17 protein-coding genes are annotated in these 26,885 nt (G+C 55.9%); 10 read left to right on the forward strand and 7 right to left on the reverse strand.

Going from position 1 to position 26,885, the window contains the following annotated elements; all coding sequences use genetic code 11:
• The first annotated feature begins 50 nt into the window (after nt 1–50).
• The 8 genes from OXE05_14250 (at nt 51) to OXE05_14285 (ending at nt 12,979) form a co-directional block, all read left to right on the forward strand.
• Nucleotides 51–3,155 (forward strand): extracellular solute-binding protein, encoded by a 3,105-nt coding sequence (locus OXE05_14250; GenBank protein ID MCY4438477.1) that lies wholly within the window; start codon nt 51–53, stop codon nt 3,153–3,155.
• Nucleotides 3,155–4,120, forward strand: coding sequence for a sugar ABC transporter permease (locus tag OXE05_14255; protein ID MCY4438478.1), 966 nt, complete (start codon nt 3,155–3,157; stop codon nt 4,118–4,120). The genes OXE05_14250 and OXE05_14255 overlap by 1 nt, the downstream gene beginning before the upstream one ends.
• A 21-nt stretch (nt 4,121–4,141) precedes the next feature.
• Nucleotides 4,142–5,002, forward strand: coding sequence for a carbohydrate ABC transporter permease (locus tag OXE05_14260; GenBank protein ID MCY4438479.1), 861 nt, complete (start codon nt 4,142–4,144; stop codon nt 5,000–5,002).
• A 51-nt stretch (nt 5,003–5,053) separates the two neighbouring features.
• Nucleotides 5,054–7,162, forward strand: a complete 2,109-nt coding sequence (locus OXE05_14265; protein MCY4438480.1) for a tetratricopeptide repeat protein — start codon at nt 5,054–5,056, stop codon at nt 7,160–7,162.
• Nucleotides 7,143–9,593, forward strand: a complete 2,451-nt coding sequence (locus OXE05_14270; protein MCY4438481.1) for a DUF5696 domain-containing protein — start codon at nt 7,143–7,145, stop codon at nt 9,591–9,593. The genes OXE05_14265 and OXE05_14270 overlap by 20 nt, the downstream gene beginning before the upstream one ends.
• Nucleotides 9,594–9,598: 5 nt before the next feature.
• A complete protein-coding gene (locus OXE05_14275) occupies nt 9,599–10,573 on the forward strand; it encodes a sugar ABC transporter permease (protein MCY4438482.1) in 975 nt (324 codons plus the stop codon).
• A 12-nt stretch (nt 10,574–10,585) separates the two neighbouring features.
• Entirely contained in the window at nt 10,586–11,524 is a 939-nt protein-coding gene (locus OXE05_14280) for a carbohydrate ABC transporter permease (protein ID MCY4438483.1), read from the forward strand.
• A 462-nt stretch (nt 11,525–11,986) separates the two neighbouring features.
• Complete coding sequence (locus OXE05_14285; GenBank protein MCY4438484.1) at nt 11,987–12,979, forward strand: D-alanyl-D-alanine carboxypeptidase; 993 nt, start codon at nt 11,987–11,989, stop codon at nt 12,977–12,979.
• 197 nt (nt 12,980–13,176) lie between these two features.
• Here the strand turns inward: OXE05_14285 and OXE05_14290 are convergent, their stop codons facing one another.
• The 7 genes from OXE05_14290 to OXE05_14320 form a co-directional block, all read right to left on the reverse strand.
• Nucleotides 13,177–14,244 carry a hypothetical protein gene (locus tag OXE05_14290; protein MCY4438485.1) on the reverse strand — a complete coding sequence of 356 codons (1,068 nt, stop codon included), beginning with the start codon at nt 14,242–14,244 and terminating at the stop codon, nt 13,177–13,179.
• Nucleotides 14,245–14,248: 4 nt separating this feature from the next.
• Complete coding sequence (locus OXE05_14295; protein ID MCY4438486.1) at nt 14,249–14,650, reverse strand: DUF2089 domain-containing protein; 402 nt, start codon at nt 14,648–14,650, stop codon at nt 14,249–14,251.
• A gap of 571 nt (nt 14,651–15,221) precedes the next feature.
• Nucleotides 15,222–16,220: a GTP 3',8-cyclase MoaA gene (moaA, locus tag OXE05_14300; GenBank protein MCY4438487.1), complete on the reverse strand. Its 999-nt coding sequence runs from the start codon at nt 16,218–16,220 to the stop codon at nt 15,222–15,224.
• A gap of 188 nt (nt 16,221–16,408) precedes the next feature.
• Nucleotides 16,409–17,815, reverse strand: a complete 1,407-nt coding sequence (gene selA / locus OXE05_14305; GenBank protein ID MCY4438488.1) for an L-seryl-tRNA(Sec) selenium transferase — start codon at nt 17,813–17,815, stop codon at nt 16,409–16,411.
• Nucleotides 17,784–18,989 carry a 2,3-bisphosphoglycerate-independent phosphoglycerate mutase gene (locus tag OXE05_14310; protein ID MCY4438489.1) on the reverse strand — a complete coding sequence of 402 codons (1,206 nt, stop codon included), beginning with the start codon at nt 18,987–18,989 and terminating at the stop codon, nt 17,784–17,786. Before OXE05_14310 ends, selA begins: the two co-directional genes overlap by 32 nt.
• A gap of 457 nt (nt 18,990–19,446) precedes the next feature.
• Entirely contained in the window at nt 19,447–19,917 is a 471-nt protein-coding gene (locus OXE05_14315; protein MCY4438490.1) for a redoxin domain-containing protein, read from the reverse strand.
• A gap of 629 nt (nt 19,918–20,546) precedes the next feature.
• Nucleotides 20,547–22,781 carry a DUF3604 domain-containing protein gene (locus tag OXE05_14320; GenBank protein MCY4438491.1) on the reverse strand — a complete coding sequence of 745 codons (2,235 nt, stop codon included), beginning with the start codon at nt 22,779–22,781 and terminating at the stop codon, nt 20,547–20,549.
• Nucleotides 22,782–23,302: 521 nt separating this feature from the next.
• On the opposite strand from OXE05_14320, the gene OXE05_14325 reads away from it, so the two are divergent.
• Nucleotides 23,303–25,357, forward strand: coding sequence for a beta-galactosidase (locus tag OXE05_14325; GenBank protein MCY4438492.1), 2,055 nt, complete (start codon nt 23,303–23,305; stop codon nt 25,355–25,357).
• Between the two features lie 164 nt (nt 25,358–25,521).
• On the forward strand, nt 25,522–26,880 hold the full coding sequence (locus tag OXE05_14330; protein ID MCY4438493.1) for a Trk family potassium uptake protein: 1,359 nt from the start codon (nt 25,522–25,524) through the stop codon (nt 26,878–26,880).
• Nucleotides 26,881–26,885: the final 5 nt, after the last annotated feature.

Genomic DNA, 26,885 nt, shown 5'->3' on the forward strand with positions numbered 1-26,885 from the left:
CAAGCCCTGTGGCTTTTGGTAAATCGCTCGTAGCGTGAAGGTGGAATTTGATGAGCATCCTGGAGAGAACAATTAGTAGGCTTCAGGCAGCAGGTAGAGTGCCGAGCGCATTGCGCAATCTGCGAGTTTGGTCTGTCTGGATCAATATTGGTCTCGCGGTGATGCTGCTGACCATCTCTATTCCCACCGCCACGTCTGCTGCAGTCTATACCCAGCAGAGCCAGCAGCAAGACAATGCGGAGGAAGAGGACGCAGAGGAGGGGGAGGGCACTTTTATCACACACGCCACTGGTGTGATCGAAGTGAAGCTAGAAGACAACTACGCAGAGACGCTTGAGCAATATGCAAAAGACGGCTACGAGTGGGTTGAGGACATCGAGATCCCAATCGACCACACGGACATTATTCGCTTCCGCGGACAGGACCCGGAAATCCTAAGTGAGCTCGGGGGCAAGACGGGCGAGATAATCAACTGGCAGGAAGAGACCGAGTGGATGGAGTGGAGATTTACGGTGCCCAAGACCGGTCTCTACAACATTGAGCTTGAGTACTTTCCCTTGGCTGGCAAGCGCGCCTCCATCCAACGGCGTATACAAATTGATGGAGAGTATCCATTCCAGGAGGCCCGGCGGCTCGTCTTTGTGCGCTTCTGGCAAGACAAGGGGTTGCCGACCACTGACAATCAGGGCAACGACCGACGTCCCGGTCAACTGGAAGACCCGCGATGGGAGACGGTGCGCATCATCGATGGCGATGGCATGTATCCCTGGCCCTTTGACTTTTACTTGACGGAAGGCGAGCACGTGCTGCGCATGATAACGGTGCGTGAACCGATAGCTATTCGCAGCCTGCGTCTTGTGTCGCCGTCACGGCCGCCGACATATGCTGAAGTCTTGAAGATGTACGAAGAGAAGGGCTACCAGAGTGCAGGCGAGACCTTGATTCGCCACCAGGCAGAACTGCCGGTTGAACGGACTGAGGCCACGATTCGCATGGAATACACGTCCGGTCCTTTGGTAGACCCATTTTCTGCCGGCTACGTGCGCCTGAATGCTTACGGCTCGTTCCGCTGGCGCCGCGCGTTGCAGGCGGCGACGTGGGATTTTGAGGTACCGGAAGACGGTCTATACAAGATTGCCTGGCGACGCTGGCAGGCGTATGCAAGCTTCTTGCCCTCTGCCCGGCGCATTCTGATAGACGGCAAGGTTCCGTTCCAGGAACTCAATAGTTTCTTATTTACGCCGGACAACGACCGAGATTGGCGTATTGTGACCTTTGGAGAAAATGCAGGCGAGGGAGAACCCTACCTATTCTATCTCACGAAAGGGAGGCATACCCTTACGATGGAGGTCACCGTCGGCCCCTCTGCCGAGACGATTCGGGCCATCAACAAGGTTGTGACCGACCTATCGATTATGGTGCGTGAGATTACGATGATTACGGGTGTTAATCCCGACCCATACATGGAATTCGATCTCACCTCCCGTATTCCGACTCTCGTGCCCCGCTTGGTGACGAATTACACGTTGCTGAGAGAGCAAGTCGGCCATATGACCATGGTCAACAACGGCGTGAAGCCGAACGTGGCCAATGTTTTGGGCGAAGTCGCCTTCCAGTTGGAAGACATGGCAAGTGACCCCGAAAGTATGTCCCGTCGCTTGAGCGACCTTAGTGCAAGTCAGGGGCGGCTTTCGCAGTGGCTTCTCTATCTGCGCGAACACCCGCTCTGGCTCGACTACCTTTTGATCACCAATCCTGAGATGGAATTACCGCGCGGCAAAGCTAACATCTTCCAAAAGGGTTGGACCGGATTTATGAACTTCCTAAGTTCGTTTGTCCGGAACTATTACGGCATCGGCTCGATTTACGGCGATGATGACAACACCATTACCGTGTGGGTGGCCCGTGGCCGCGAGTGGGGCATGATCATGAAGGACATGACCGAGGATGACTTTACGCCGGCGACCGGCATCGCCGTTAACCTCCAAGTATTCCCACCGGCACAATTGAGTGCGGGCTCGGTAAACGTGTTGCTCCTCTCGGTAGCGAGTGGTGTGACTCCTGACGTGGCGACCGGTGTTCTGCCGGACGTTCCCGTGGAGTTTGCCATCCGCAACGGCGTTGCCAACATGAATAAGTTCTTGGACTATCAGGAGGTGGCAACGCGATTCCGTCCTGGGGCGCTCTTGCCCTTCCGTTGGGAAGGCGGAGACTACGCAATACCGGAAACGCAGGACTTCTTGATGATGTTCTACCGTACGGACATCTTCAATGAGTTGGGTCTGAATCCGCCCGACACGTGGCAGGACTTATATAACATGATCTGGCTGCTTCAGCAGCGCGGCATGGACTTCTTCTTCCCGCCGGTTGGCGTGTCCGCGGGTGGGGGCATCTACGGTTTGGCTGAGTCCCTTGTGCCGGGGTTCCTGCCTTTCCTCTACCAAAACGGGGGAGACTTCTATACTGAAAAAGGTTTGAGCGCTCTGGACTCTCCCGAAGCACTGGCCGGCTTCCGCGAGTGGACGGAACTCTATACGAACTATAAGATTACGCAACAGGCTGACTTCTATAACCGCATGCGGACCGGCGAGATGCCGATTGGCGTCTCCGGCTTCTTTACCTACGTTCTCTTGTCCGTTGCGGCGCCGGAGCTTGAAGGCCGCTGGGAAATGCGCCCGCTTCCCGGAAAACGCCGACCAGACGGACAAGTAGACCGGACCTCAGGCGGCTATGGTCAAGCCGTGGTGATCATGGATAATTCAGATAAACAAGACAAGGCCTGGGAGTGGGCGAAATGGTGGACGTCGGTGGGTGCCCAGGCGCGCTTCGGTGAAGAGCTTGAGGCGTTGATTGGCACAGAGGCGCGATGGAATACTGCCAATGTTAAGGCCTTGAACCAACTTCCCTTCCCGCAGAAAGATATCGAGTCAATCCAAGAACAGTGGCGTTGGTTCAAGGAGCAACCGGTTACGTTGGGCGGTTACTTTACGCCTCGCCACATTATAAATGCTTGGAACCGCGTGGTGCTTCAGGGGTGGAACGCACGTGAAGCCCTGGAAGAAGCAGTAAAGCAGATCGACCGCGAACTGCTTCGCAAGCGCGAGGAATTCGGGCTTGACGTTGATCTCAGTAAGACGAAAGGGGGTCTGGAGTAATGGCCGAAGTAAAGAGTAGCGGCCCGGGAGCAGATACCACGGCACAGCCGCGAGCGGTTGCAGCACCAAAAACGGGCTTGCAAAGAATTTTTGCCCAATATGGTGTGTCGTACGCGTTCTTGCTGCCCTACATGATCTTCTTCTTTGCTTTCCTTATCATCCCTGTAGGGGTGGCAATCTGGCTTAGCTTTACGTATTTCAATATGCTGGAACCGCCTCGGGTGATCGGCTGGTCCAATTATCGCTTGCTGTTCCTTGAGGACGACATCTTTGTGCTGTCGATTCGTAATACGCTTTTCTTCGCAGTTATTACGGGACCGGTCAGCCTTACTGCATCTTTCCTTCTTGCTTGGTTCATTAACCAAATTCGTGTGCGCACAATCTACGCGTTGGCCTTCTATGCGCCTTCGCTCACGAGTGCAATTGCCATGGCGGTTGTATGGCGGATCGTCTTTTCCGGCGACCGTTACGGGTACATGAATTACTTCCTTATGCGCATGGGTTTCATTCAGGAACCATTCCTGTGGCTCATCGACCAGCGGACAATGTTGCCGGTAATCATGTTCGTCATGCTATGGATGAGCATGGGCAACAATTTCTTGGTCTTCCTTGCCGGTTTGCAGACGGTGAATACCGAATTGTATGAGGCAGGGAAAGTGGACGGCATCTCACATCCGCTTCAAGAGATGTGGTACATTACGCTGCCCTCCATGAAACCGCAGGTGCTGTTTGGTGTTATCAATGCGGTGGTTCTTATGTTCTCGGCCGGGTTCGAGATTTCCCTCTCATTGGCCGGCCTCCCGAGCCCGCTCTATGCGGCGCATATGATACTCTCGCACCTGTACGACTATGCATTTATCCGGTTTGAAATGGGTTATGCGGCTGCAATTGCCGTGATACTCTTCATCATTACCTTTGGTGTCGGGCAGGGTGCGTTGCGCCTGCTCTCCACCAAGGATGAGTAAACAAGGAAGGGGAAGCGGTAAATGGTAATTCGAGTTGGACGATTCAAGATGACGAGCGGTGAGTTTACGACCATCGCGGCGTTGACTATTCTCGCTGCGTTTATGTCGTTGCCACTGATCTTCGTCGTATCACACGCACTGAAGCCGATCGATGAGCTCTTTCTCTTTCCGCCCCGCTTCATCGTGCGAAATCCCACCCTGCGAAACTTTCAGGATCTCTTGATTGCTACATACTCACTCAACGTCCCGTTTATTCGGTACATCTTTAATAGTGTGTTTGTGGCCTTCTGTACGGTAGTTGGCGGGGTGTTGCTGGCGAGTTTGGCAGCTTATCCCTTGGCGAAGCATAACTTCCCGGGACGCCATGCGATGTTTATCGTGGTCATTGCGGCGCTGATGTTTACACCGCAAGTGACGGCGATTCCTAGATACCTGGTTGTCTACCAGCTCGGTATCATCGACACGTACTTTGCACTGGTTCTGCCCAATCTTGCTATTCCGTATGCACTCTTCCTGATGAAGCAGTTTATGGAGCAGATCCCCGCGGCACTCATTGAATCGGCCAAGATAGACGGGGCAACGGAGTGGACAGTCTTCTGGCGTGTTGTCATGCCCTTGGTAACTCCGGCATGGGCCACGCTGGTGATCATTATCTTCGTAGGAACGTGGAACGATATCTGGGCGCCTCTGGTATTCACGCGGACGGAATCGATGCGGACCTTGCCTATCGCTTTGCAGACCTTGATCAGCCAGGGCTCAGTGGCCCGGCAAGGTGCATATGCGGCGGCAACATTTATCATGATCACGCCGCCAGTGGTACTATTCACGTTAGTGCAACGGCGCGTGATTGCCACCATGGCACACTCGGGAATCAAGGCATAAAATAGTATCGCAGCGTGATGGTTCCGATTAGCGGGTAAGGGAATGGGAAAAATGTTTGGACACAAAGGATCAAGAATAAAGGCGGCGCTGGCGGGCCTTGCGGCGGTTTGGCTAATCCTGACGTCTGCCGGCACGGCGTCTGCTTTGGAGCTTGATCCAAAGCTGTCTTATACCATTGACCCCCGCAACCAACGGGTGCCATCGCCACTCCCCTACATCTTTGAGAAAGAAATCAACGGCATTCATCTACCGACTGGCGCTTTCAAGGAGCCGTCGGACCTCTTCCTCGACCACGAGGAAAACCTTTGGCTGGCTGACACAGGCAACGACCGGGTGCTCAAATTCTCTCAGGATGGCGATTACCTGATGGAGATTAGCAACCTGAGTAAGCCGGAGGGAGTCTATGTTGATCCGGACGGTAATATCTTTGTGGCAGATACCGGCAATAACCGAATTCTGCGGCTGGATCCGGAGGGGAACTTTGTCGATGAGTTTTTCAAGCCTTCAACAACGCTAATCCCTATCGACCATACGTTCGCTCCCAGTAAGCTTGTGGTGGACCGGAGTGGGCGTATCTACACCTTGGAGGCTGGCAGCAATCTCGGCATCATTGTGCTGGATGGCGAGGGTAACTTCCGTGGCTTCTTTGGGGCTACTCGATTAGATTTCAGTCTGCGCAGACTGATTGTGAGTATGTTTGCGACGCAGGAACAGCGGCGTAAGATCTTCTTGCCCCAGCCCACGCCGCACTCCAATCTGTATCTCTCCGAAGATGGTTTCCTCTACACGGTCGTGGCGACTGCGGTCAAGGACCAGCTTCAGAAGCTGAGTCCGGTGGGTGTAAATGTCTATCCGCATTCGACGTCTGTAGCCATTTACATGCGCTTCTTCAAATCGGATTCGCTGAAGTTCTATGGCGAGCGAGAAGGAGCCGGTAGGCGGACCCAATTCCCACGCTTCTCCGATGTAAACGTCAATGAAGCGGGAATTATTACGGTTGTTGATGCCAATTCGGCAAAAGTCTATCAATATGATCAGGATGGTGAGCCGTTGCTGGCGTTCGGCGGCCGAGGAGTGCAGCAAGGCCAACTTGGCTACCCAACGAGTGTGGTGACGGATGCGGCAGGGTCGCTTTATATCCTGGATGCCATTCGCAACAACATTCAGGTGTATCGGCCTACGCTCTTTGCCAGATTGGTCCACTCTGCGAGCAAGTTCTATTGGGACGGACGCTACGATGAGGCGGCCAACCTGTGGCAGCAAGTTCTCAAGCTTGACGCGAACATGTACCTTGCGCATAGCGCCCTTGGCAAAGCGCTTTACCGCCAAGAACGCTACCAAGACGCGATGGTTGAGTACTTTAGAGGCTACGACAAGGATGAGTATGCAAAGGCTTACTCAGAAGCGCGCTACCTCTGGATGCGTGCGAATTTCGGTCTCTTCATGCTCTACCTGTTCTTGGGGATAGGCGCCATCATCGTAATTCCGCGAGGCACGCGCCGCGTGTTTGCGTATGGCTTCCAGCGGGGCATCCTCAAACAGGAGAGTACGTGGTACAAGATCTATCGTCAGGCCGTTGGCGTCTTGCGTGACCCGATGGAGACCTTCTGGGCTTTGCGTGAGGACTCTACATGGTGGACTGTATGGACGATTCTCGGTCTTGCCATCCTCGTGCGAATGCTCACGCTGAATACAGTGAGCTTTCACTACTCTGCAATTGATCCCGAGGATATTAACTTTGTCCTTGAGGTCTCGCGGATCATCGTGCCCTTCATGGTCTGGGTGATTGCCAATTACGGCGTGAGTGCGATCTTCTATGGTGAAGGGTCGCCGAAAGTAGTGGCAGCTACGACTGCATACTGTCTGCAACCGTACATCATTATCGCGTTACCGCTAGCGCTCGTGTCGAACGTGCTCACGAAGGATGAGAGTGCGCTCTATGGCTTCGCGCAGGGCTTTATGTATTGGTGGATGGGTGCACTCATTTACCTGCAAGTCAAGGTGGTACACGACTTTGAGTTCAAGCGGGCTGCAGGTGTGAGCTTCCTCAATATAATGGGCATGGTTGCAATCTTTGGTATTTCGGCTCTTAGTTATTTCATGTCTTCGCGGGTGATCCGCTTCCTCTGGGAGGTTGTTTATGAAGTTGTCACTCGCTAGAGGGTGGCGAATCGCACGGTATTTTGTGCCGCTGATCCTACTATTAACTATTCTACCCATCGCGCCGGCTACGGCCGCGCCTGCCTTTGATGCGGCTAAAGAGCTGGGTCCGGAATTCGAGCAAGTTAGTCAGGTGGAGCATCTGTCGCTCTTCCTGAATAAGACGAATTCACAGCTTGCGGTGTTCGACGACCGCGAAGATGGTCGGCTGTGGCGCAGTTCACCAATCCTTGAAAACCCCGAGGCCGTCTCGGACTCTATCAAGGCGCGGCTGAATTCGGTGGTTATCGTTGAGTATACCGATAAAGTGCGCACTCAGACCCGCGTTGCCGACATTATCTCAGACCAGCCTTCGATGACGTTCGACCCCATCGATGGCGGTATTCGGGTGGACTATCTATTCGACGAGCTGAATATTGGATTCGCAATCAGATATTGGTTGGAAGATGACCGGTTGGTTGTTGGTGTCGATGAGGATAGCATTCGGGAAACTGAGGAACGCTTGCTGGTTACATTGGACATAATGCCGTTCCTCGGCGCTGCTACTAACGAAGAGACGGGTTATCTGTTTGTGCCGGACGGTCCCGGGGCAATTGTGCACTTCCGGCCCGAGCAGCCTGAATACCGGCACAATTTCCTGGCGGAGGTATACGGCCCGGCGCTCTTCTCATTTGAACCGGAGCAGCAGCAGGGGCCAATTCCTGTGCCGGTCTTTGGATTGGTGCGCGGGAGTACGGCGTTCTCCGGCATCGTCACTAAAGGTGACATGGACGTGAACATCAGTGCGGCGCTCAGCTACACCGCATTGGGCTATAATCGGATTTCCGGCCAATTTATCTTCCGGCGCAAGGCGCCATTCCCGCTGCGACGGGCATCATTTGTCACGCGGTTTGAACAAGAACGCGTAGAAGGAGACCGCGAGGTCAAGTATGCTTTCCTGCGTGGCTACGATGCCACGTACGTCGGTATGGCTAAGAACTATCGCGAATTCCTGATGAGTGAGCGTGGCCTGCAGCAGCTTGAAGAGGCAAATCCATTCTTGCATCTTCGTATTTTCATGGCTATGCAACGTCAAGCTTTTCCGCGCGATCAGTTCATTACCATGACTACGTTCGATGAGGCGCTGGATATGCTCAAGTCGCTCAAGGAAGAGCGAGGTCTGGATAATCTGCGCGTAACGCTAGTGGGCTGGAGCCAGGACGGTTATGACTGGTCTTTGCCAAAGCGGCTGCCTCCCGAAGGGAAACTTGGTGGGGATGAAGGACTGCGGGCGGTCTCAAACTACGCCAATGCCAATAATATCCCCGTCTACCTAGAGGACAACTACCTGTTCGGCTTCAGGAATATTGATTCCTTCTTCCGGTTCAACCCATTGACGGATGTAATTCGTGGAGCAAACCGGTTGCCGATTACAACCAATTATGTGGGCTTCAAGCGTAAGGAAGATGAGCCGCACACTGAGGTCCAGCTCATTCGACCGGAGATAGCACGAGACCGGTACGCGGCAGGCGATATCGCGAAGATGGGTGAATATGGAATTTCCGGCGTAGAGTTCAGATTCTTTGGCAAGGTGGCACTAAACCACTATCCCATTCTCTTTTCCGGTCGGTCAGGATTTACCACAGGCCTCAGGTTCCTGGGCTTGGGGGGGATTGTGTTCTTAGGACTCTATATAGTCCTGGTCGGAACGCGCCGAGCTGGTGATTCAATGTTTGGCCAATTTATCGGCGGCCCTCTGTGGCGGCCAATCGCCACGGGTGCGCTATTGATCGTGCTGGCAGCGGGCCTAGTAAATGAAGTTCGGACCGCCCGTCAGCCCGTCGACACTGAACAGGGCGGCACAAAGCTGAGTCGACAGGAATTTGTGGGCGTGTGGAAAGACATTATAGACATTAGTAAGCAGGAAACGGGTACGGCTGTCGTACAAGGTGCGAATGCCTACATGCTCGATACCACAGACTTCTTCACGCGGATTCCTCTGGATCGCTACAACTATGTGTTTAGCGAAGAGACAGTGCCATTCTTCCCGTTGGCAGTCCACGGTCTTATTCGCTACACAGGGGATGAGAGTAATCTTCGCAGCGACCGCGATGAATTCCTGCGGGCCATTGAGTACGGCGCGTTACCTACGTTTGAACTTACTTCCAATCCAAGCGTGCTCCTTACCCGGACTCAGTACAATCGTCTCTATTCATCTCGCTTTGCTGACTGGGAACCCCAGATTGTTGATGAATACGAGCTATTTGTCAAACAGTTGGGCTATACGGTGAATCAGCTTATGGAGGACCATCGACAAATTGCTGACGGTGTCTATGAGACCGTGTATGAAGACGGCACACGGGTAATAGTCAACTACAAGACGCGTCGCTATACTGACGGCGAAAACGCGGTCGAGGGTCAGAACTATCTCATTATACCGCCGCGGAGGTAACTGCCATGCAATTTGAAGATAATTTTACATGGGTCGCATTGCTCACGGGGCTAGCGTTTGTGGTTCCCGCGTGCATCTTGTCAATCCGCGTCGTCCTGTCGGCGGTCGGAGTGCGACTTACGTACAAATTCCAACGTGCTATGGATGGGTATTTCTATATCAGCACGTGGATCACTGGCTTCTTGATCTTTTTGGCATGGCCGTTGTTTCAGTCGCTTTACGTCAGTTTTCACAATGTCAAGATTACGAGCTCTGAGCTCAAATTGACGTTCATCGGCTGGGAGAATTACGCAGAACCCTTCTTAGAAGACATTCACTTCCTGCCCTTATTCACCAAGACGGTGGCGAACCTCTTATCGGACCTGCCCATCATCCTCGTCTTCTCACTCTTTGTTTCCATTCTTGTGGTGCAAGAGATGCCTGGTCGAGGCGTGTTCCGCATGCTTCTCTTTATGCCGGTAGTGATTGGCTCCGCGATTGTTATTCGCCGTCTTTTCGGTGAGGGAGTAAGCACGGAAGCTATCGGAGTGAGCGTACAGACGTTGAGCGAGGTTGTCTTTACTTACCTTCAGGGGACGATTGCGGACTGGGTGCTTGACCTGGTGAATCGGGTTACTTTAGTGCTCTGGCGCACCGGTGTGCAGATCCTCATCTTTGTGGCAGGCTTGCACAGTGTCCCGCTTACGATGCGTGAGGCCGCAAAGACCGATGGCGCTTCCGGTTGGCAGATTTTCTGGCGCATTACACTGCCAATGCTTTCCCCGGTGATCTTGGTCAATGTGGTCTACACCATTGTTGACTCGTTCACCGATCCATTCAATGAAGTTCTTACCTACATTCAGACCGTGGGCCTGACCCGAGATTTCCGGCTTGGCTATGCGGCGGCTTTGGGCTGGATGTATTTTGCCTCGATTTTCCTATTTATGGCGCTTGCCTTGGTGATTTCAAGCCGCTTTGTATTCTACGCTGGTGAACGGTAGGGAGTACCTGGCATGGCTGATTCGGTATTTGTCATTAGACAGCGCCAAGGTGTACTGGGTGCAATAACCTCGCGCAAATGGTGGGAGAAATTCTTCCTGCGCATTGCCACCTATATCATCTTGATCAATGTATGCTTTGTATTCCTCTTTCCGGTCATCTACATGTTCTCGACGTCGCTGAAGACGGTTGCGGACTTGGCTGACCTTACGGTGTTGTGGATCCCACGAACGATCTTCTGGAGAAATTACGAGCTTGCGATTAGTGGCATGCTTTACTGGCAAGCGGCGCGCAATAGCATTATCATCTCTCTCGGTTCAGGTATATTGCAGACCGTAGCCTGCTCGTTTGTTGCATACGGCTTCGCCCGCATTCCCTTTCCGGGACGCGATGTCCTCTTCTTGCTTGTCCTCTTTACTTTCTTGGTGCCGCCACAGACCATTATCGTGCCTCTCTTCATTCTTTACCGAAACCTTGGTTTCATGGACACGTATTTCCCCTTCCTGATCCCTGCGCTGTTTGGGCACGGTCTCAGAGGGGCACTATTCATCTTGGTGTTTCGCCAGTTCTTCAGAAACCTACCGTATGAGTTGGAGGATGCGGCCCGTATTGACGGCGCTGGGCCCTTCAGTGTGTATTGGCGTATTATGCTTCCTTTGGCGACACCGGCGATTATTGTTGTATTTCTCTTTTCTCTGGTGTGGCATTGGAACGACTTCTTCGAACCGACAATCTATCTCTTCGACCAGAATAACTTCACTTTGCCATTACGGCTCTCCATTCTAAGTGCGGCGTTGCTGCAGATGTTAGCCGGGCAAGGCGCGGGAGATGAGTTCAATGAAGCGGTTATTATGGCTGCGTCATTCCTTGTGGTCATGCCGCCACTCATCGTCTATCTGTTTACGCAACGCTATTTTGTGGAGAGTGTGGACCGCACGGGCCTTGTTGAATAGCCCGGCCTGGGGCAAGGGGCTCTTGGGAATCCATTGAGACCCTGGTTACGGCTGTGTAGGCGAGTGTGGCCTGAGTTGGCTAGTCTGGGCTCCTGAGGTCTCTATGCAAGCAAATGCAGACTCTCATTGTCTGCGTCTTGCCTGAGCGATCTTGGCGCCATGTCTGCTAATGTCTCCCTAATGTGGGGGGTCAAGTCTGGTAATTCGATTTGTAAGAATTTGTTGCCGCTGTGCAAGTGCTGCAGCGGCAGCAATTCAGTGCTGAGGTGCGTGCCTTCCTAACCTTAAGGCATGCGGCAATACAGTCTTGCAGTTGCACACTGTCTGGGTGGTACGTTGCGGGTGGACTTAGAGTTGCCTTGGCTACTCTGTCAACGGATAGCTCATGCATGCCGGCCGGGCCTTTACGCGCGATCAAGCAGAGAGTGTGACGTTCTGGACTGAGAACGTAGATCGACTCGGATGGAACCGTATAGGTATCAACCGCCGACCCCACGGTCCCCTCGGCGACCCGCTTTCCGCATTTGGATTATTGCCATGGTGGTGGTCTTGGGGGGCGTGGCGCTGCTCTCGCGTCTTACCCCGGAGCCAGCGGGGCCGATTATCACTGAGGCCGTAAGTACCCCCATCGCCGCTGCAAAGATTGTGGCGACGATTTCTCCGCTTCGTCCCCATTTCTCCTACGCGTGGCTGGAAGAGAATCCTGCACCGGCACTCAGCAACTTCACGGCAGTGTCTGCCATTCTTGTTGATCTCTCGAACAATTCTGTCGTGTACGCGAGAAATGAACACGAACAGCGGGCGCCCGCAAGCACCACGAAGATTCTTACGGCAATAATCGCCTTGGAACACAGCGAGCCGGGCCTTAAGGTATTGGTGTCAGAACGGGCGGGGAGTGCTGAACCAAACGTAATGGGACTGAGAACCGGCGAAGTGGTAACCCTGGAAATACTGTTATACGGGATGATGTTGGATTCCGGCAACGACGCCGCGATCGCCGTTGCTGAGGGTACACTCGGCTATGATGAGTTCGTTCAAGCCATGAACGCTAAAGTTCAGGAGCTAGGATTGCAGAACACAAAGTTTAGCAATCCCACCGGCTTTGATGAAGATACACTGCCTCATTATTCGTCTGCCCACGATTTGGCGGCGTTGGCTGATTACGCGCTTGACCGGACGCCTGGGATCATAGAGTATGCCAGCGAAGTGCACATCCAATTTACGGCTACGGAAGAGCACGGGTGGTACGGGCCGCAAAATCTCAATAAGCTGCTATCGACGTATGCCGGCACGTATGGCCTCAAGCCCGGCTGGACTCCGGATGCGGGATACTGCTTGGTGGCCGTTGCGGAACGTAATGGGCGTCACTTGCTGGCAGTCGTCCTGGGGTCTACACAGCACTTTACGGATGCAGCCATCCTGTTGGACTATGGATTCGCCCAGGTGGTGCCTTAGCGGAGAGGACGCGCCTGCCGGCAGGGTACCCAAGACAGGATCTTCTCGATTGTTTGCGTGGAGTTGCTTTGGCCCCGGCTGATCCTTTGCCAAGCTGATTTACGCAGCGGAAGGCAAGAAGCTGCGTAGAGCAACAGGAAGTAAGCTAGAGTGAGGCGCTTCACTGACTGCTCATTGTCCTCCGTAGCAGGAACACCTCAGGAAGAGGCGCTCTCTTCAGAGAAGTGAATGCGGATGCTGCCGCCACTACTGCGCAGTTGTAAGCTGGCGGTACCCGCGCCCAAGGTCCCAGTGTACTGACCCGTGCCATACCGGTTTCGGGCCTCGCCAGATGCACCGGGAAGATTAGCATCGACGCCTCCACCAGAGGCCGCAGCCTCAATGGAGACTGCAGAGGCAGGATCCAGCACCAAGATTACGCCACCTCCGGCGCTCTCAACATGATGGTCTCCGTCGCTGAGCAGGGCGTGGTTGATGCTCACACTGCCACCGGCAGACTTAACATCGAGCTGCTGTGCCTTGCCCAGCAGCGAGACTGCCCCGCCGGCGGTAACTGCTTGGAGGGATGGGACATCGCCTAAGACACCAATGGACCCTCCGGCGGCATTCAACTTCAGTTCTCCGGCAACGTCTGTAAGCTGGATTGACCCCCCAGCGATTGAAGAATCCAGAGGCGACGTGAGGTTGCGTCCGGACATGCTGCTGCCGGATACCCGGCAGGTCAGGGATTGCACGGGCGGAACGCGGAGAGAGACATTCGGCACGCCGGCCCAAACGGCGTTCGCATAGACGGATAGCACGAAGGTGTCCCCCAGCCTCAGTACAGACCATTCCCAATCGTGGCCTTCCCGATCGAAGCTCACTTGGGCGTCTCCCGGGGCTTCCTCAAGGGTGAGACCGCTGCCTTCAATGTCAACCTCCACGTGAGCATCGGGGGGAAGGGCGAATGACTGGTCGTGCAGTTCAACGGGCATGTAGCCCTGTTCTTCTCGTTGTCGTTTCCGCTTGAGACCGCGCAGGGGCACGCGGATACTTCCCCGTGGTAGGTCCGTGACCGCACGTGAGATGCGGTCCTCTACTTTGGAGAGTGTTTCGCCAAGTGAGCGTTCAACTTCCTCCCACCAGTTGCTCTCCAGAATAGAAGAGACTCCGCGATCGGATCTCTCACTCCCGTTCCGGACCGCACCGAGCAGGCGCTCCGCATCTTCTACGGAGATTTTCCCTTCGCGCAGCATTTCAAGTATCAATCGTTCTTCTGCGCCCATCTTGCTACTCCCTGTTTGCCAACCGGCGTAAGGCCTCTTCAACGCTGAGTGATCCGCTTTCCACTTCTTGAAGCGTGCCGAGACGTTCGGCCTGTATGGCGGCTTCTTCGGAAGCCGGCTCGTGGCCAAGTTGGCTGATAATTTCCTCTAGGCGCGCCCGCACTGTGGGGTATGAGACGCCCAATTCCTTCTGCACCTCACTCATGTTGCCGCGGGCGACAAGAAATTTCTCGACGAAGCGTTGCTGTTCCGCGGAGAGACGATTGAATGGATTTAGGTGAAACTCCCCCTCTAGAGCGACACTGCACGAAGAACAACTCAGACGCTGTACGGTGAGCTCACTTTCACATACGGGGCAGCGCCCAAGCACTTCTGGCGTTTGGGAACTACCCAAGATGTTCCGCATGGAATGCCTCCCCGTCTAAAGTTAAGGTATTCTAATCTTCACCTTTAGAAAATATATCAGAATGATCAGAAGTTGTCAACGGAAAGAGGAATATGACAGAAAAATGTATAGTGCGGTTGCGCATGGAGGCCGCAAGGATTAGAATTCTGCACGCCATGTTGAGAGAGAACGCCACGTACCGCACTCTCTCCGGTCGTAGCCTGTCCCTCGACATCGCGAAGGTGCAGTCGATGAGAAGGTCGACCGACCAATCAGCCGGCGGGAACTTACTTGTCAGCAGGAGGACTCGGACCGCACCAATGCCCTTCGGGGAGTCGCACTCAGGGTGATCTGGGAGATCGCGTACATCCAGTGCCGGTAGGCGAGAAGAACGCCCTCTTCCTGAGAGACTCTCGCGAAGGCTCTGCCGGAGCCGCTCGAGCTTGCTTTCTCGCCCTGGGAAGTGGGCCCGGTGTGAGGGGTAGCCGGCTCGTTAACAGCCCAATGCCAACTGCACTGGAGAGTTGCCCAAGGACTTCAAGCGGGGACTGCATCGACGATGGCGGTGCAAGCTTGGCTGCAATGGAGGGGACTAGCCGCCGATCTGAGACATCGTTCGGTTCGCGCGTTGAAAGAACTCACCCTCGTTGATGCGGTGCTTGAGTTCCTTCTGCCAGATGGCGGCGCGAATGATGTGCTCGAGCTCGTCGTCACTGGCGCCATCGCGCAGCGGCAGGCGCAAATCGGTCTCACGCACGGAGAAGAGGCACGTGCGCAACATGCCCTCTGCCGTGAGGCGAATGCGGTTGCAGGAGGCGCAGAATGGTTCGCTCACGGGATTAATGAAGCCTACTTCACCATTGCCGTCGGCAAACTGATAAACGCGGGATGTTGACGAAGGATCGGTGGGAATGGGCACGAGCGGTACGGGCATCGCATCGTTGATAATGTCCAAGATCTCACCGCCGGTGAGCACCTTCTCTTCACGCCAGATTCCATCTGCGTCTAGTGGCATGAATTCGATAAAGCGGACGACATAGGGCTTGCGGCGCGCGAGCTCCGCAAACGCCACGACCTCGCTCTCCGTGAAGCCACGTATGCCCACACAGTTTAGCTTGATTGGGCTAATGGAAGGATGCTTTTCAAGCTCCTCCAGGCCTTCCATCACGGCATTGAGCGCATTCCGACGCGTAATGTACGTAAATTGCTCAGGCACGAGGGTATCCAGACTCACGTTGATGCGGGTAAGTCCCGCCTCGGCCAGTGGTTCAGCCAGCGACTTGAGGCGAAAGCCGTTGGTGGTGATCGAGAGGCTCTCCAGGTGTTCAATCAGCCGTAAGCGGCTAATGAGATAGGGGAGGTCCTTGCGCACGGTGGGCTCGCCGCCGGTGATGCGAATGTCCCGAATTCCCAGTCGGACGAAGAGCTTTGAGAGCCGCTCGATTTCCTCGTAGGTAAGGATTTCATCACGCGGCACCCACTGCATCATCTCTTCGGGCATGCAGTAGCGGCAACGAAAGTTGCAACGGTCAGTAATCGAGATGCGTAGGTTCTCGATCTGCCGGCCGAAACTGTCGATCAGCGGCTGCATTCAGTACTACCTCTATCGCGTCACTATCCGTTAGCCAGGCGTACGCTCGTGGTTCCACCGGCAAGAAGACCGCTCTAATTGCCAATCCATGTGCGAGCCAAGGACTCCCTTAACAGGTTGGGAGACTCGCTAAGCATACCGCACTGTGTCTTCCCGCCTTAATTCTCATTATAGCGCAGCACCGCCGCTCACGTGGAGAGCGTTGCCAGAGCCCGCCGAACGGCCTGGTCTTCTTTGGATAAGACGGTGCGGGGATCAAGCACTACGGCATCGTCTTCGATGCGAACTACGAGGGCCGGTGTCTGAGAGCGGAGCTGTTTGGCTAGCCAGTCGGGAGAGTTCTCGGATGAAGAGATACGAAGCACCCACGTTGGCAGCATTTCACCGGGGAGAGCGCCGCCTCCAATAGCGGATTCGCCGACCGCTACTGTGGTCGTGAGCGTTTGTCCGGAAGCTGTGGAGGCCGCGCGTTGCCACGCGCGCGCTCGCCGTCTGAGCTGGTTGGGTCGCGCGGAAATCATCTGCCAGACCGGAATGTGGGTAGACGCCTCCTGCTTGCGGTAGTGGTCCAGAGTGGCTTCTAGTCCTGCAATGGTCGTTTTGTCCAGTCGGAGGGCACGAGCGAGCGGATGTCGCTTCATCTCGCCAATTATAGGGCTTTGGCCGACAATCAGCCCTCCTTGCGGTCCCCCCAGCAGTTTGTCTCCGGAGAAACTCACGACGGCACAGCCTGCGGCAACAGTCTCTTGCACTGTTGGCTCCCGGTGCAGGCCGTACGTTGCTGTGTCAAGCAATGAACCACTCCCAAGGTCATAGATCACGGGAATGTCGTGCTGCCGAGCCTCTGCCACAAGAGCGTCCAGTGCCGGCTCATGGGTAAAGCCGACTACCCTGAAGTTGCTTGAATGGACGCGTAAGATGGCGGCGGTTGCCGGCGTGATTGCGCGAATATAGTCTTCCACGTACGTGCGATTGGTCGTGCCAACTTCCACGAGATGCGCACCGCTTTGCGCGAGGACATCGGGTATGCGGAAACCGCCGCCAATTTCCACCGACTCGCCACGAGAGATGATGACCTCCCTTCCGGCTGCGACAGTGCTCAGCACGAGGAAGATCGCAGCGGCGTTGTTGTTTACGGCCAGCGCGTCTTCCGCACCGCTGAGGTCTGTGAGCGCGTTAACGAGATGCGTGTAGCGCGATCCGCGCATGCCGGCATCGAGATCGAATTCAAGGTTGCTATAGCCGGCACTTGCCGCCAGCATGGCCTGGATCGCATACTCGCTCAGAGGTGCGCGCCCCAGGTTGGTGTGAAGGATAACGCCAGTTGCGTTGATTACCGGGCGCAGAGAGGGAAGGAAGCGGTGCCCAGCGGCACCTTGCATGCTCTGTGCAAGCTCGTCGAGAGACGGCACAACTCCGCCTTTGAGAATGCCCGCTCGCGCCTCTTTCAGCACATCCCGCGCAAGTTCCACCTGCATGTGATGTGGAAGGTCAAGTTTCAGGGACTGGACGGAAGGCGCCAGGAGCAAGCGGTCTACACTTGGTAGTTGGCGGAGACTATCCCTACGCGCCGTACTTGGCGAGCTTTTGCGCATGGCCCATTGCAAGCTGCATCGCGTCTTGTGCTGGGAAGCGGCCGAGGCTGCCTCGCACAAGCGCGCGTTCTGTGAACTCGGAGATGTCGTCGCTAATGCACGTATTGCTATAGAGGGCAAATGGCACGGGATGCCAAGAGTGCCCACTGAGAGCCGAGGGCGAGGAGTGGTCTCCGGTGATGACGAAGACGTCCGGCTGCAGGCGAAGCAGGGCGGGAATCAGACTGTCTATCTCCTCAAGAACCTGCACCTTCCGGTTGAAGTCTCCGTCTTCACCTGCGGTGTCCGTGGCCTTAACATGGAAGTAGAAGAAGTCGTACTCTTCCCAGTTCTGCTGCAGCGTTTCAAATTCGTCCCAGATTGAGTCTCCGGTATCCAACACCTCCATGCCAACCAGCTTCGCAAGGCCGCGGTACATGGGGTAGGTGGCAATCGCTGCCGGGGAGAGCTTGTAGACCTGCGGCATCGTTGGAATATCGGGGAGGCTTGCCGCACCGCGCAGAAGAAGCGCATTGGCGGGCTCTTGTCCCTGCAGCACCATGGCGGCCTCGGCGAGAAAGGTGTTGACTATCTGCGCCATAGGCACTGCTTCCTCTTGGGTTGGCGCGGCGGAGCTGGGTGGGACGCCGGTGTGTTGCGGGTCCGTGTCCGTTACATAGTCAGAGAGTCCCTCGCCGCGGAATACCACCAAAGCGCGGTGCCCGGACTCTGTCTCGACGAAAATCTCAACTTCGGGCAGATGTATGTGCCGCAACAACGCACAGAGTTCGCGATTTATCTCAGTTGCCAGCCGGCCGGCGCGGCGGTCGGTGATATTGCCGTCTGCATCGACTGTGGCAAAGTTTGCCCGGAAGCAGACGTCGTTCGGGCCGATCGGGAAGTCTATGCCAAGCGCAGAGAGCACACCCCTGCCAATATCGAATCTAATCGGGTCGTAACCAAAGAGTGCCAGATGTGACGGCCCGCTACCCGGCGTTATCCCGGGTGCAATGGGGTCGGTGACGCCGCAGATAGAAAGTCTAGCAAAGCGGTCCAGGTTTGGGATACGGGCACCCTCAAGTTCAGATTTCCCAACCTCCGGGTGCGGCATACCGCCCAAGCCGTCAAGGACGAGAAAGAGTATCTTAGACGGGGTCTGCTCTGATAGGTTTTCGATTAGGGCTAAGGGTACCAAGGGCGTTACCTACCTGACGATTTGCTATGCTTCAACGGCAATGCTATCAGGTAGGGACAGCGCTGTCCATTGGTGAGATGAAGCTCCGCAGACACTATGCGACGTGTGCGCATTGCCAGCCAAGTACTGCCAAACCGGGCCATGCGCTGAAATCTCGAGAGAATGGTCGCCGAGTGTGTGCAGAAGGGCCTCTACCGAGTTGGCTGCCGGTTCACAACGGGCAAAAGCTTTCCATCAGAAATACAGCGGTACTTCCAAGAACCGCCAGATCCCCGCTCCCAAGAGGTGGGGGACAAACCCCAGCGTGCCAGAGGCGGGGGACAAGCCCCCGTGTGCCAGAGGCGGGGGACAAGCCCCCGCGCTACAGTAAGAGGTCATTCCAAGCGACTAATGCAGCCAGCCTCGTGAGACCTCAGGGATGCCTACCTATGCGAGTGAGGGATCTTGAGGAATTGCGTTACGAGCACTGCTGCAGGGCAGCGAAATTGTCTTTCTCGTCACGCGGATCGAGCGGCTCGTTGACGGTCTTGCCTTGGATCACGCCGTTCTTATCGATAATGAAAGTGCCGCGTGTGGCAACGCCTAGCGGATCAAAGAAGACGCCGTACTGCTGAGCCACGGCGCCATGCGGCCAGAAATCGGCAAGGAATGTAGCGGGAAAGCCGTTTGCCTCTTTGTACTGCTTGAGCGTCCACTTGGTATCCGTGGATACACCAATCACCGCCGCGTCGCTGGCGTCGTAACGACCGGCATTCGCGGTCAAGCCACGAAACTCGCCGTCGCAGATACTGCTAAACGCGCCAACATAGAAGACGAGCACGACGTTCTGCTTGCCGCGATAGTCGGACAGGCTGACCTGATCACCTTCTTGGTTTTCTAAGGTAAAGTCCGGCGCTTCTTGGCCGACTTCAGTTCCTACTGTTGCCATGAACCACAACTCCTCTGTAAGCTAGCCTCTTGGCTATTTACCCCCATTACTCTACTCGCAAGTCTCACTATATTGAGTCGTACTTGTCGTTGGTGACTTCGATTGGTTGAACTGGCACTGATTTTCGGAAGATTTGAGGCTTTCTGCGGGGCGTATACTCTTGTGCCTCGTACGAGAGTGCACACACAAGCACTACTAACCACCCAAAGACTGTCCATCCCAGGAACAGGTTTACGTAGAACAAGACCCGCAACTGAGGGTGTCCGCGCTTTGCTGCAATTCCAAAAGGAAAGAGGTACAGCTTTATCCACCCTATAACGAAAATGAGTAGGAGGATGCCCCCTAAGATCAAGCTAATCGGCTCCATTGCCTTACCCTATGCCACACAAGAGTGCCCATTACACAACTCTGTTCTCATACAGTATACACACTTTGGGTTTCGAGAAGAGCTAGACCATTTCTATTGCCATGCTGACTGTAAATTAGCGAACTTGAAGATTGTCAAGCTTTCGACACGTTTGACGGAGCTTAGCAGTTCGATGTCAATGCAATTGATATCGAGCAAATGATCGCATCTGCAAGAAGCCTTTGTATGGCTGCTAACAAATCTGGGTTTACCGGTACTTCACCTATCCACTTGCAAAGTCAACGAACACCGGGCTCGACCACGCCATTTCCATATCGGTTTGAATGACACGCACCCAATACGGATTCACGCCCGGTTGCGGGGTGGGGTCGGTGAACGTGAACGAAGCACTCTCCGGTCCGGATTCGCTTGGCGCGAGGGAGACGGTCACCTTGCGGTCGAGAGGCCCCAGAGCGAACTCTCGAGGCCCTTCTGTGAGGTCTTGCACAGGGACGCTAAGGGCGAGAGATTCCGCGGGGGCGTGCGCGAGAATCTGCGGCCCGGACGAGCCGTACGCACTGAAGCGCGGACGGCTAATGAGCGACGAGTTGACGGCAAGATCGAGGATAGCGTTCGTGCTGTCGTCCAGGGTCAAAACGATGCCGCTGCGGTAGCCGCACGTCACCGAATGCCATCGCAGGCTGCGGTCGGTAACATCCAAGAGATGGGATCGGGGACTATCGAATCGGATCGTCTCGACTGCGGTTGCCTTGCTCCCAGTGAGCGTCGCGGTGCCGTCCCACACGACGCCGGAATAGCTGGACTTGCGGCTCGCGCCTTGCCAAAGGATTCGCACACGTCCGGGGTCTTGCGCGTCCTCAATGTAATGGGAGTATATCCGCTCGAGACCGCGGAAAAGCTCTATGCTCTCAAGCGGAGCCGTGCCGGTGACGGAAACACCAATGGCAGGCGGAGCGGGCGTGCCATAGGCTGCACCCATGGGCCGGCCGTCCGCGGCTACGTGCATGACAATTCTTGCGCCGGTCGTCGCATAGCATCTGCGTGCCTTGAGCGCCTCAAAAAAAGCTTCTAGAGTGAGATCGGCCGCATAGATGCCAGTGAGACCGGCGCGCGCATAACGCCGCGGCTGGAAGCCGGGAGCGTCCGTGCCGGGCCTGCCGGTGTGGCTGTCGCTGCCGCCGACGAAGCCAACGGTGTAACGATTCTGCAGCGCTTCTTCGAGAAACCACTCAAATGAACCGTGGGTAGACGTAATCTCGATGGCGGGCTCAATTGAGGGTTCATGATAGTCCAAGTCTGCGTGTGCGCCGCCGACGTGGGGCGTGATGAGCACGTCGCTGTGGCGATACGCCGCGTAGAGATCGCGCACGTGGGGGAGATCGGTAGCGACGTCCGACTTGTCGGCAACTTGCGCGTGGCTGTTGCGCCGGATGGGTTGATTGTGCCGGCGGAAATAGACGTTGTGATGACCGCCCCGCGCTGTTTCCGGCGACCATTCGAATCCCGGTAACGGGACAAAGCGACCGGGGTCTGAGAAGGCGGCTTCGGCTTCCTGCTGCAGCCGCCAGTCTTCTGCAGAGACCATGTGATCATTGCGTTGATAGCCGACAAAGTCCAAGGCGGCAACGTCACGGGCAAAGCGGAAGAAGCCGGGTATCTTCGCCGCCAGGGCGACTTGGCCGCCGTGGGGATCGGCCCAGTAGAGATTGTGCCCCGGCTGTCGTTCGGTGGCGAGAATTGGATTGCTGCGTGCAACGAGATTGCAATGCGAGTCTTTGACGTGAATGCGCTGCGTGCCGGCATGGGAGGCAGAACACTCCTCAATCGCCCGCACACCGTGATCGCTAGGAAGAAACGTCAGATTTCGATCCTGCTCCGAAAGCTCTATGCCCTCCGCAATGATCGCGATTGTGCCCGCGTACGCGTTGGCGGGATTACCCCACGCATCTTCGGCGCGTATGAGTGTGCGGAATGGTTCGCCTACGACGACTGTCGATGGCGCGACAACTGCCAGCTTCACGGCTTGGCCGCCCACGACGGAAAGGTACGGCGAGTTTGGCAAGGTGGTGAAGTCGCCGTTCCCGCTGGCATCAACTGCCACCCAGAAGTATCGCCTTTCCTCCAGGAAGGTCTGAGCGCGTGATCCGGGCCCGCCTCCGGCTTGATCACCGTATGTCACCACGACAGATTCTCCTGCCCGCAGGTCGCGCCCCTGGACACGAAGTTTTATTGACTTAATATCCTCAACCAGAACGTCAAGGCCTGCATCCAATGGGGCAGCCACGGTCATGTACTCAGCTTGGGTAGGGTTGGTTAGCTGTGGTACTCCCCAGTCAGTGTCCGAATCCGTATAGATCCTGATGGCGCCACCGGTAGCGATACCTCGGGCGCCAACCGTGAAGCGGAGCCGCCAGGAGCCATAGGCGCCCGCAATGGCGTAGCCGGCCGGTTCAAGCGTCGCGGTCCCATAGTGCTCGTGCGTTTCTTCCGCGGACATGGCTGCCAAAGTGCTCCTATCGTTATAAAGTGCTGGGGAAGATGCCTATTTCGAAGTGCGGCGATTTGGCATCAACATTTCATCCAATTGCCGCTGGTAGTGTACACCGAATTGAACCACCGTGTCAGGAAAGTTCAATTAGTTTTTGGACCCATCGCACTCTCCAACCTAACACGTGGCAAGTCCATTGAGGCAGGCCAGGGAACGCAAAGTTGCCTGGAGGCCGGCGCCGTGCAAGGGCAGTTTTGTAGTCTGCCCTACTGCAAGCTGTCGGCCCTAGCGGCTACTTTACATAGTGGAGAAAGTGCGTTCAGTCTATGTGCTGCCGCTGTGACCATGCACCGGTCTGGCTTCGGCATAGAGACTAATCTCTAAGTCAATGGAAGAGGAGGTGGCGCAGGGCTGCGGCATTTGAAGATTCGGTGGGTGTTGGATAGACTGAGAATAAAGCGGGGTAAACGTAAACACACGTGTCGCAAGGCTTCTCGGAGCCTTGCAAGTTAGACATGAAGGGAGCCAGTATGGCCCGGGAGATGCCTTGGTACGATCAGTTCATTCGCTTTGGACAGGTAGTGCTCCATGAGGCTGATCCACAACACGTGGACGTTGATTGGTGGCAGGAGCGTTGGCGTGAGAATGGGTTCGGCGGCGTAGCACTGAGCGCGGGTGGTATTTTGGCGTTCTATCCTACGGAAGTACCCTTCCATCGCCGCAGCCACTCGCTCGGCGAGCGCGATGTATTCGGGGAGTTGGTGGAGGCGGCAAAGGACCAAGACCTGGTTGTGCTCGCTCGCATCGACCCCAGTATGGGCCACGAGGACCTCTACTACGCCCATGCCGACTGGTTCATGGTGGACCACGAAGGTAAGCCGCGCCGCGCAAACGGCCTCTACTACACTTGCATCAACTCACCGTATTACCGGGAATACTTGCCTGCGATTGTCCGTGAGATCGCTGGTCGATACCCCGTGGATGGCTTTCTCGGGCATAACTGGCAAGGAAACCGCCAGATTTGCTACTGCACTTACTGCGAGAAACGGTACGCTCGGGAAGCAGAGATGCGGCTTCCCAGACCAGTTCGCCGGTCGCCGGCGAGTTTGGAAGAGGAACGTTCACATCGGAGTTGGCAACGCTGGCGGCGAGAAGTAGATGAAGAACTCTGGAGCTTCCTGGACCGGATTACCAAGGAGGCACGCGCCAATACCTTGTGGGTTGGGGACACGACCCAGGGCCGGGTAGCTTCGCTGGCGGAATTCGTCGTGGGCCAGCATGAAGCCGGTGGGGGGCAGCACCCACTCTGGACGGCAGGCTTGGTGAGCCGCAAGGCGAGGGGCGTTGCAGGCAGAGGAAAAGCGGCCTATGTCACGGTCAACGTGGGCAGCGGCGCTTCGGACGCGATTTCTCCGGCAACAATCCCGGTAACGTTGGCTGAAATTCTTGCACATGGCGCCTGGCCCTGGACCAGTATCGCGGCAGTGCCGCGCGATCGCAGAATATTCCAGCAGATGGCTCCGGCTCTTTCATGGCAGAGTCAGCATGAACAGATTCTGGGAGGACGCATTCCCGGCGCGACAGTGGGAGTGCTCTATGCCAACAGCACGGATGCCGATGCCATATGTGGCTTCAACAGTCATGTAATGGGCGCATGCTTAGCCCTGTTGCGGGCGCGCATTCCATTCGATTTGGTGGAGCTAGATCGCATCCAAGCAGGGGCGCTGCAGGACTATCAGTTGATCCTGCTCCCGAACATCAGTGAACTTTCGGATAGCCACTCCCAGCAGATTAGGAGTTTCGTGAGCAGCGGCCGCAGCCTGGTGGCGACGTTTGAGACCTCGCGGCGGGACACCTCAGGGGAATACCGCACCGACTTTGCACTGGCAGACGTGCTGGGCGTTACCGCTTCAGGCCGCGAGCCGATTGCAGGTCTGGACCATGCGCAGTATCAGATCGGCGGTGATCATCCGATCGTTCAGCCGTATACCGATACAATCGTCCTGCCGGCGGCCACGCGGCTTAGCCTTGTGCAGCCTTTGGCGAGGACGGATACGCCCTTAGTGCTGGTGCCGCCGGCGCCTGCGGAACCGGTCGAATTCGCATTGTCGGAGCTACCTCATATCTCCCGTCCGGTCCTGTTCGCGCGCGAACAGGAACAGAGCCGGATCGTTTACTTCCCAGGAGACATCGCCCACGCCATTTGGGAACAGAATAATTCTGATCTCGCCGGCCTGCTCGCACATGCGGTGCGCTGGGCCCATGGCAGCGAATTGCCGGTAACCGTGGAGGGACCGGGCCTGGTAGACATTGGCGTGCTTGTCCTTGGCAACATGCTCCAGGTGCACCTCGTGAATCTCACCAGCGTGGATGCGTGGCGAGGGTCGGTGGAAGAAGTCGTGAATGTCGGCGCCCAGGAAGTGCGGGTCGTGTTGCAACCTGGCAGTGCAGTGCAAGATGCGCAGCTCATGGTAAGTGGAACCGATGCCGAATATAGCGTCAGCGACAATGTGCTGAGTGTGACAGTACCGCAACTTGGCACTCACGAACTCGTTACTGTCCGCTTTGTAGCGGAATCTACCTAGCCTACGTAGCATCGATAGGTGGCAGGTAGCTACTCATATGTGAAGAGATCCGCGTATCGCTCAGCTAGGGGAGGGACGCGGCCATAGGCTCCTCAGACAACGGACCCACTGAAGGGGACGGCACGCAGCAAGGAGAGCGCCAGCACGCTCCCAAAGTAGTGCTGGTGACGCCACCTCCCAATCCCAAGGGGTACGAGCGACGGCGGAAATTCGGCTCTTCATTCGTCCTTGCGGGAGGATTTGCAGCCCTCATCGCCTTGGGAACGTTGCTGCTTATGTTGCCCGCGGCCACTAAGCCCGGCAATAGCACCTCTCTGATCGATGCCCTTTTCACTGCCACGTCAGCCGTGTGCGTAACCGGGTTGGTAGTGGTTGATACCGGAGACCACTGGACGACGTTCGGCCACGTCGTGATTCTTGCGCTCATACAGTTGGGCGGCTTTGGTTTCATGACTAGCTCAATCCTCTTGTTCATGGTGCTTGGACAAAGGATTCGGCTGCGCCAGCAGGTTCTCATGCGCGAGGCGCTCAACCTATCCGGAATTGGGGGCATCGTTAGTATCGCCCGAAACATCGCAATCTGGACGATCATGGTCCAGGCTGTTGGTGTCCTGGCGTTGTCGCTCTACTTTGCGCAGAGCAATGAGCCGTCCAGGGCGTTTTGGATGGGATTGTTCCACGGCATATCGGCATTTAACAACGCTGGGTTCGATCTCATGGGAGGCTTTACCAGCTTGACAGACTTCCGCCGGGAGGAGTTTTTGCTTGTCGTAATTGGGGCGCTGGTCGTGTTTGGCAGTACGGGATACGTGCTGTTTCACGATGTTGCAATGTCACGGCGCTGGGTGCGCTTTAGCCTGGAAACCAAGCTGATATTGATCGTCACGAGCTCACTGTGGCTAATTGGCGGGTTGGCATTCTTCTGGCGGGAACGCACCAATCCGCTTACACTGGCCGGAGAAGTGTGGCACGTGCAACTGGTAGACACGTTCTTCCATAGCATCGCTGCCCGCACGGCCGGCTTTGTGACGCTTCCTGTCGGTAATATGACGGAGGACACTACCTTCCTGACGATGGTGCTCATGCTCATAGGCGGCGCGCCAGGTTCGACTGCAGGTGGAATAAAGGTGACCACATTTGCTATTCTCTGTGTCACAATCTTGGCCGTGATGCGCGGGCGGACGCGAACTTCGATACTGCGCCGGCGAATTCCGCAGGGAGTGGTATTCCGGTCACTCGCCATTGTCTCGTTGGCTACCTTGCTGCTCATTGCGGTGAGCTGGCTGCTTGCTGACTTCGAGCCCGTAGGCTTCCTTCCGGTTCTCTTCGAGGCTGCGTCGGCGCTTGGCACGGTTGGCATGTCCTATGGCATTACGCCACAGTTGCACGACGCGAGCCGCCTCCTCTTGGTACTTGCGATGTTTGTCGGGCGACTCGGCCCGCTCACCCTCGTGCTGCTGCTTGCGCAGAAGAGTCATCGCGAGTTCTTGGAGTATCCTAGTGAATCGGTACGCGTGGGATAGGAGAT

Source organism: Chloroflexota bacterium, assembly GCA_026710945.1.
In the GTDB taxonomy this organism is placed as follows: Bacteria; Chloroflexota; UBA11872; order VXOZ01; family VXOZ01; genus VXOZ01.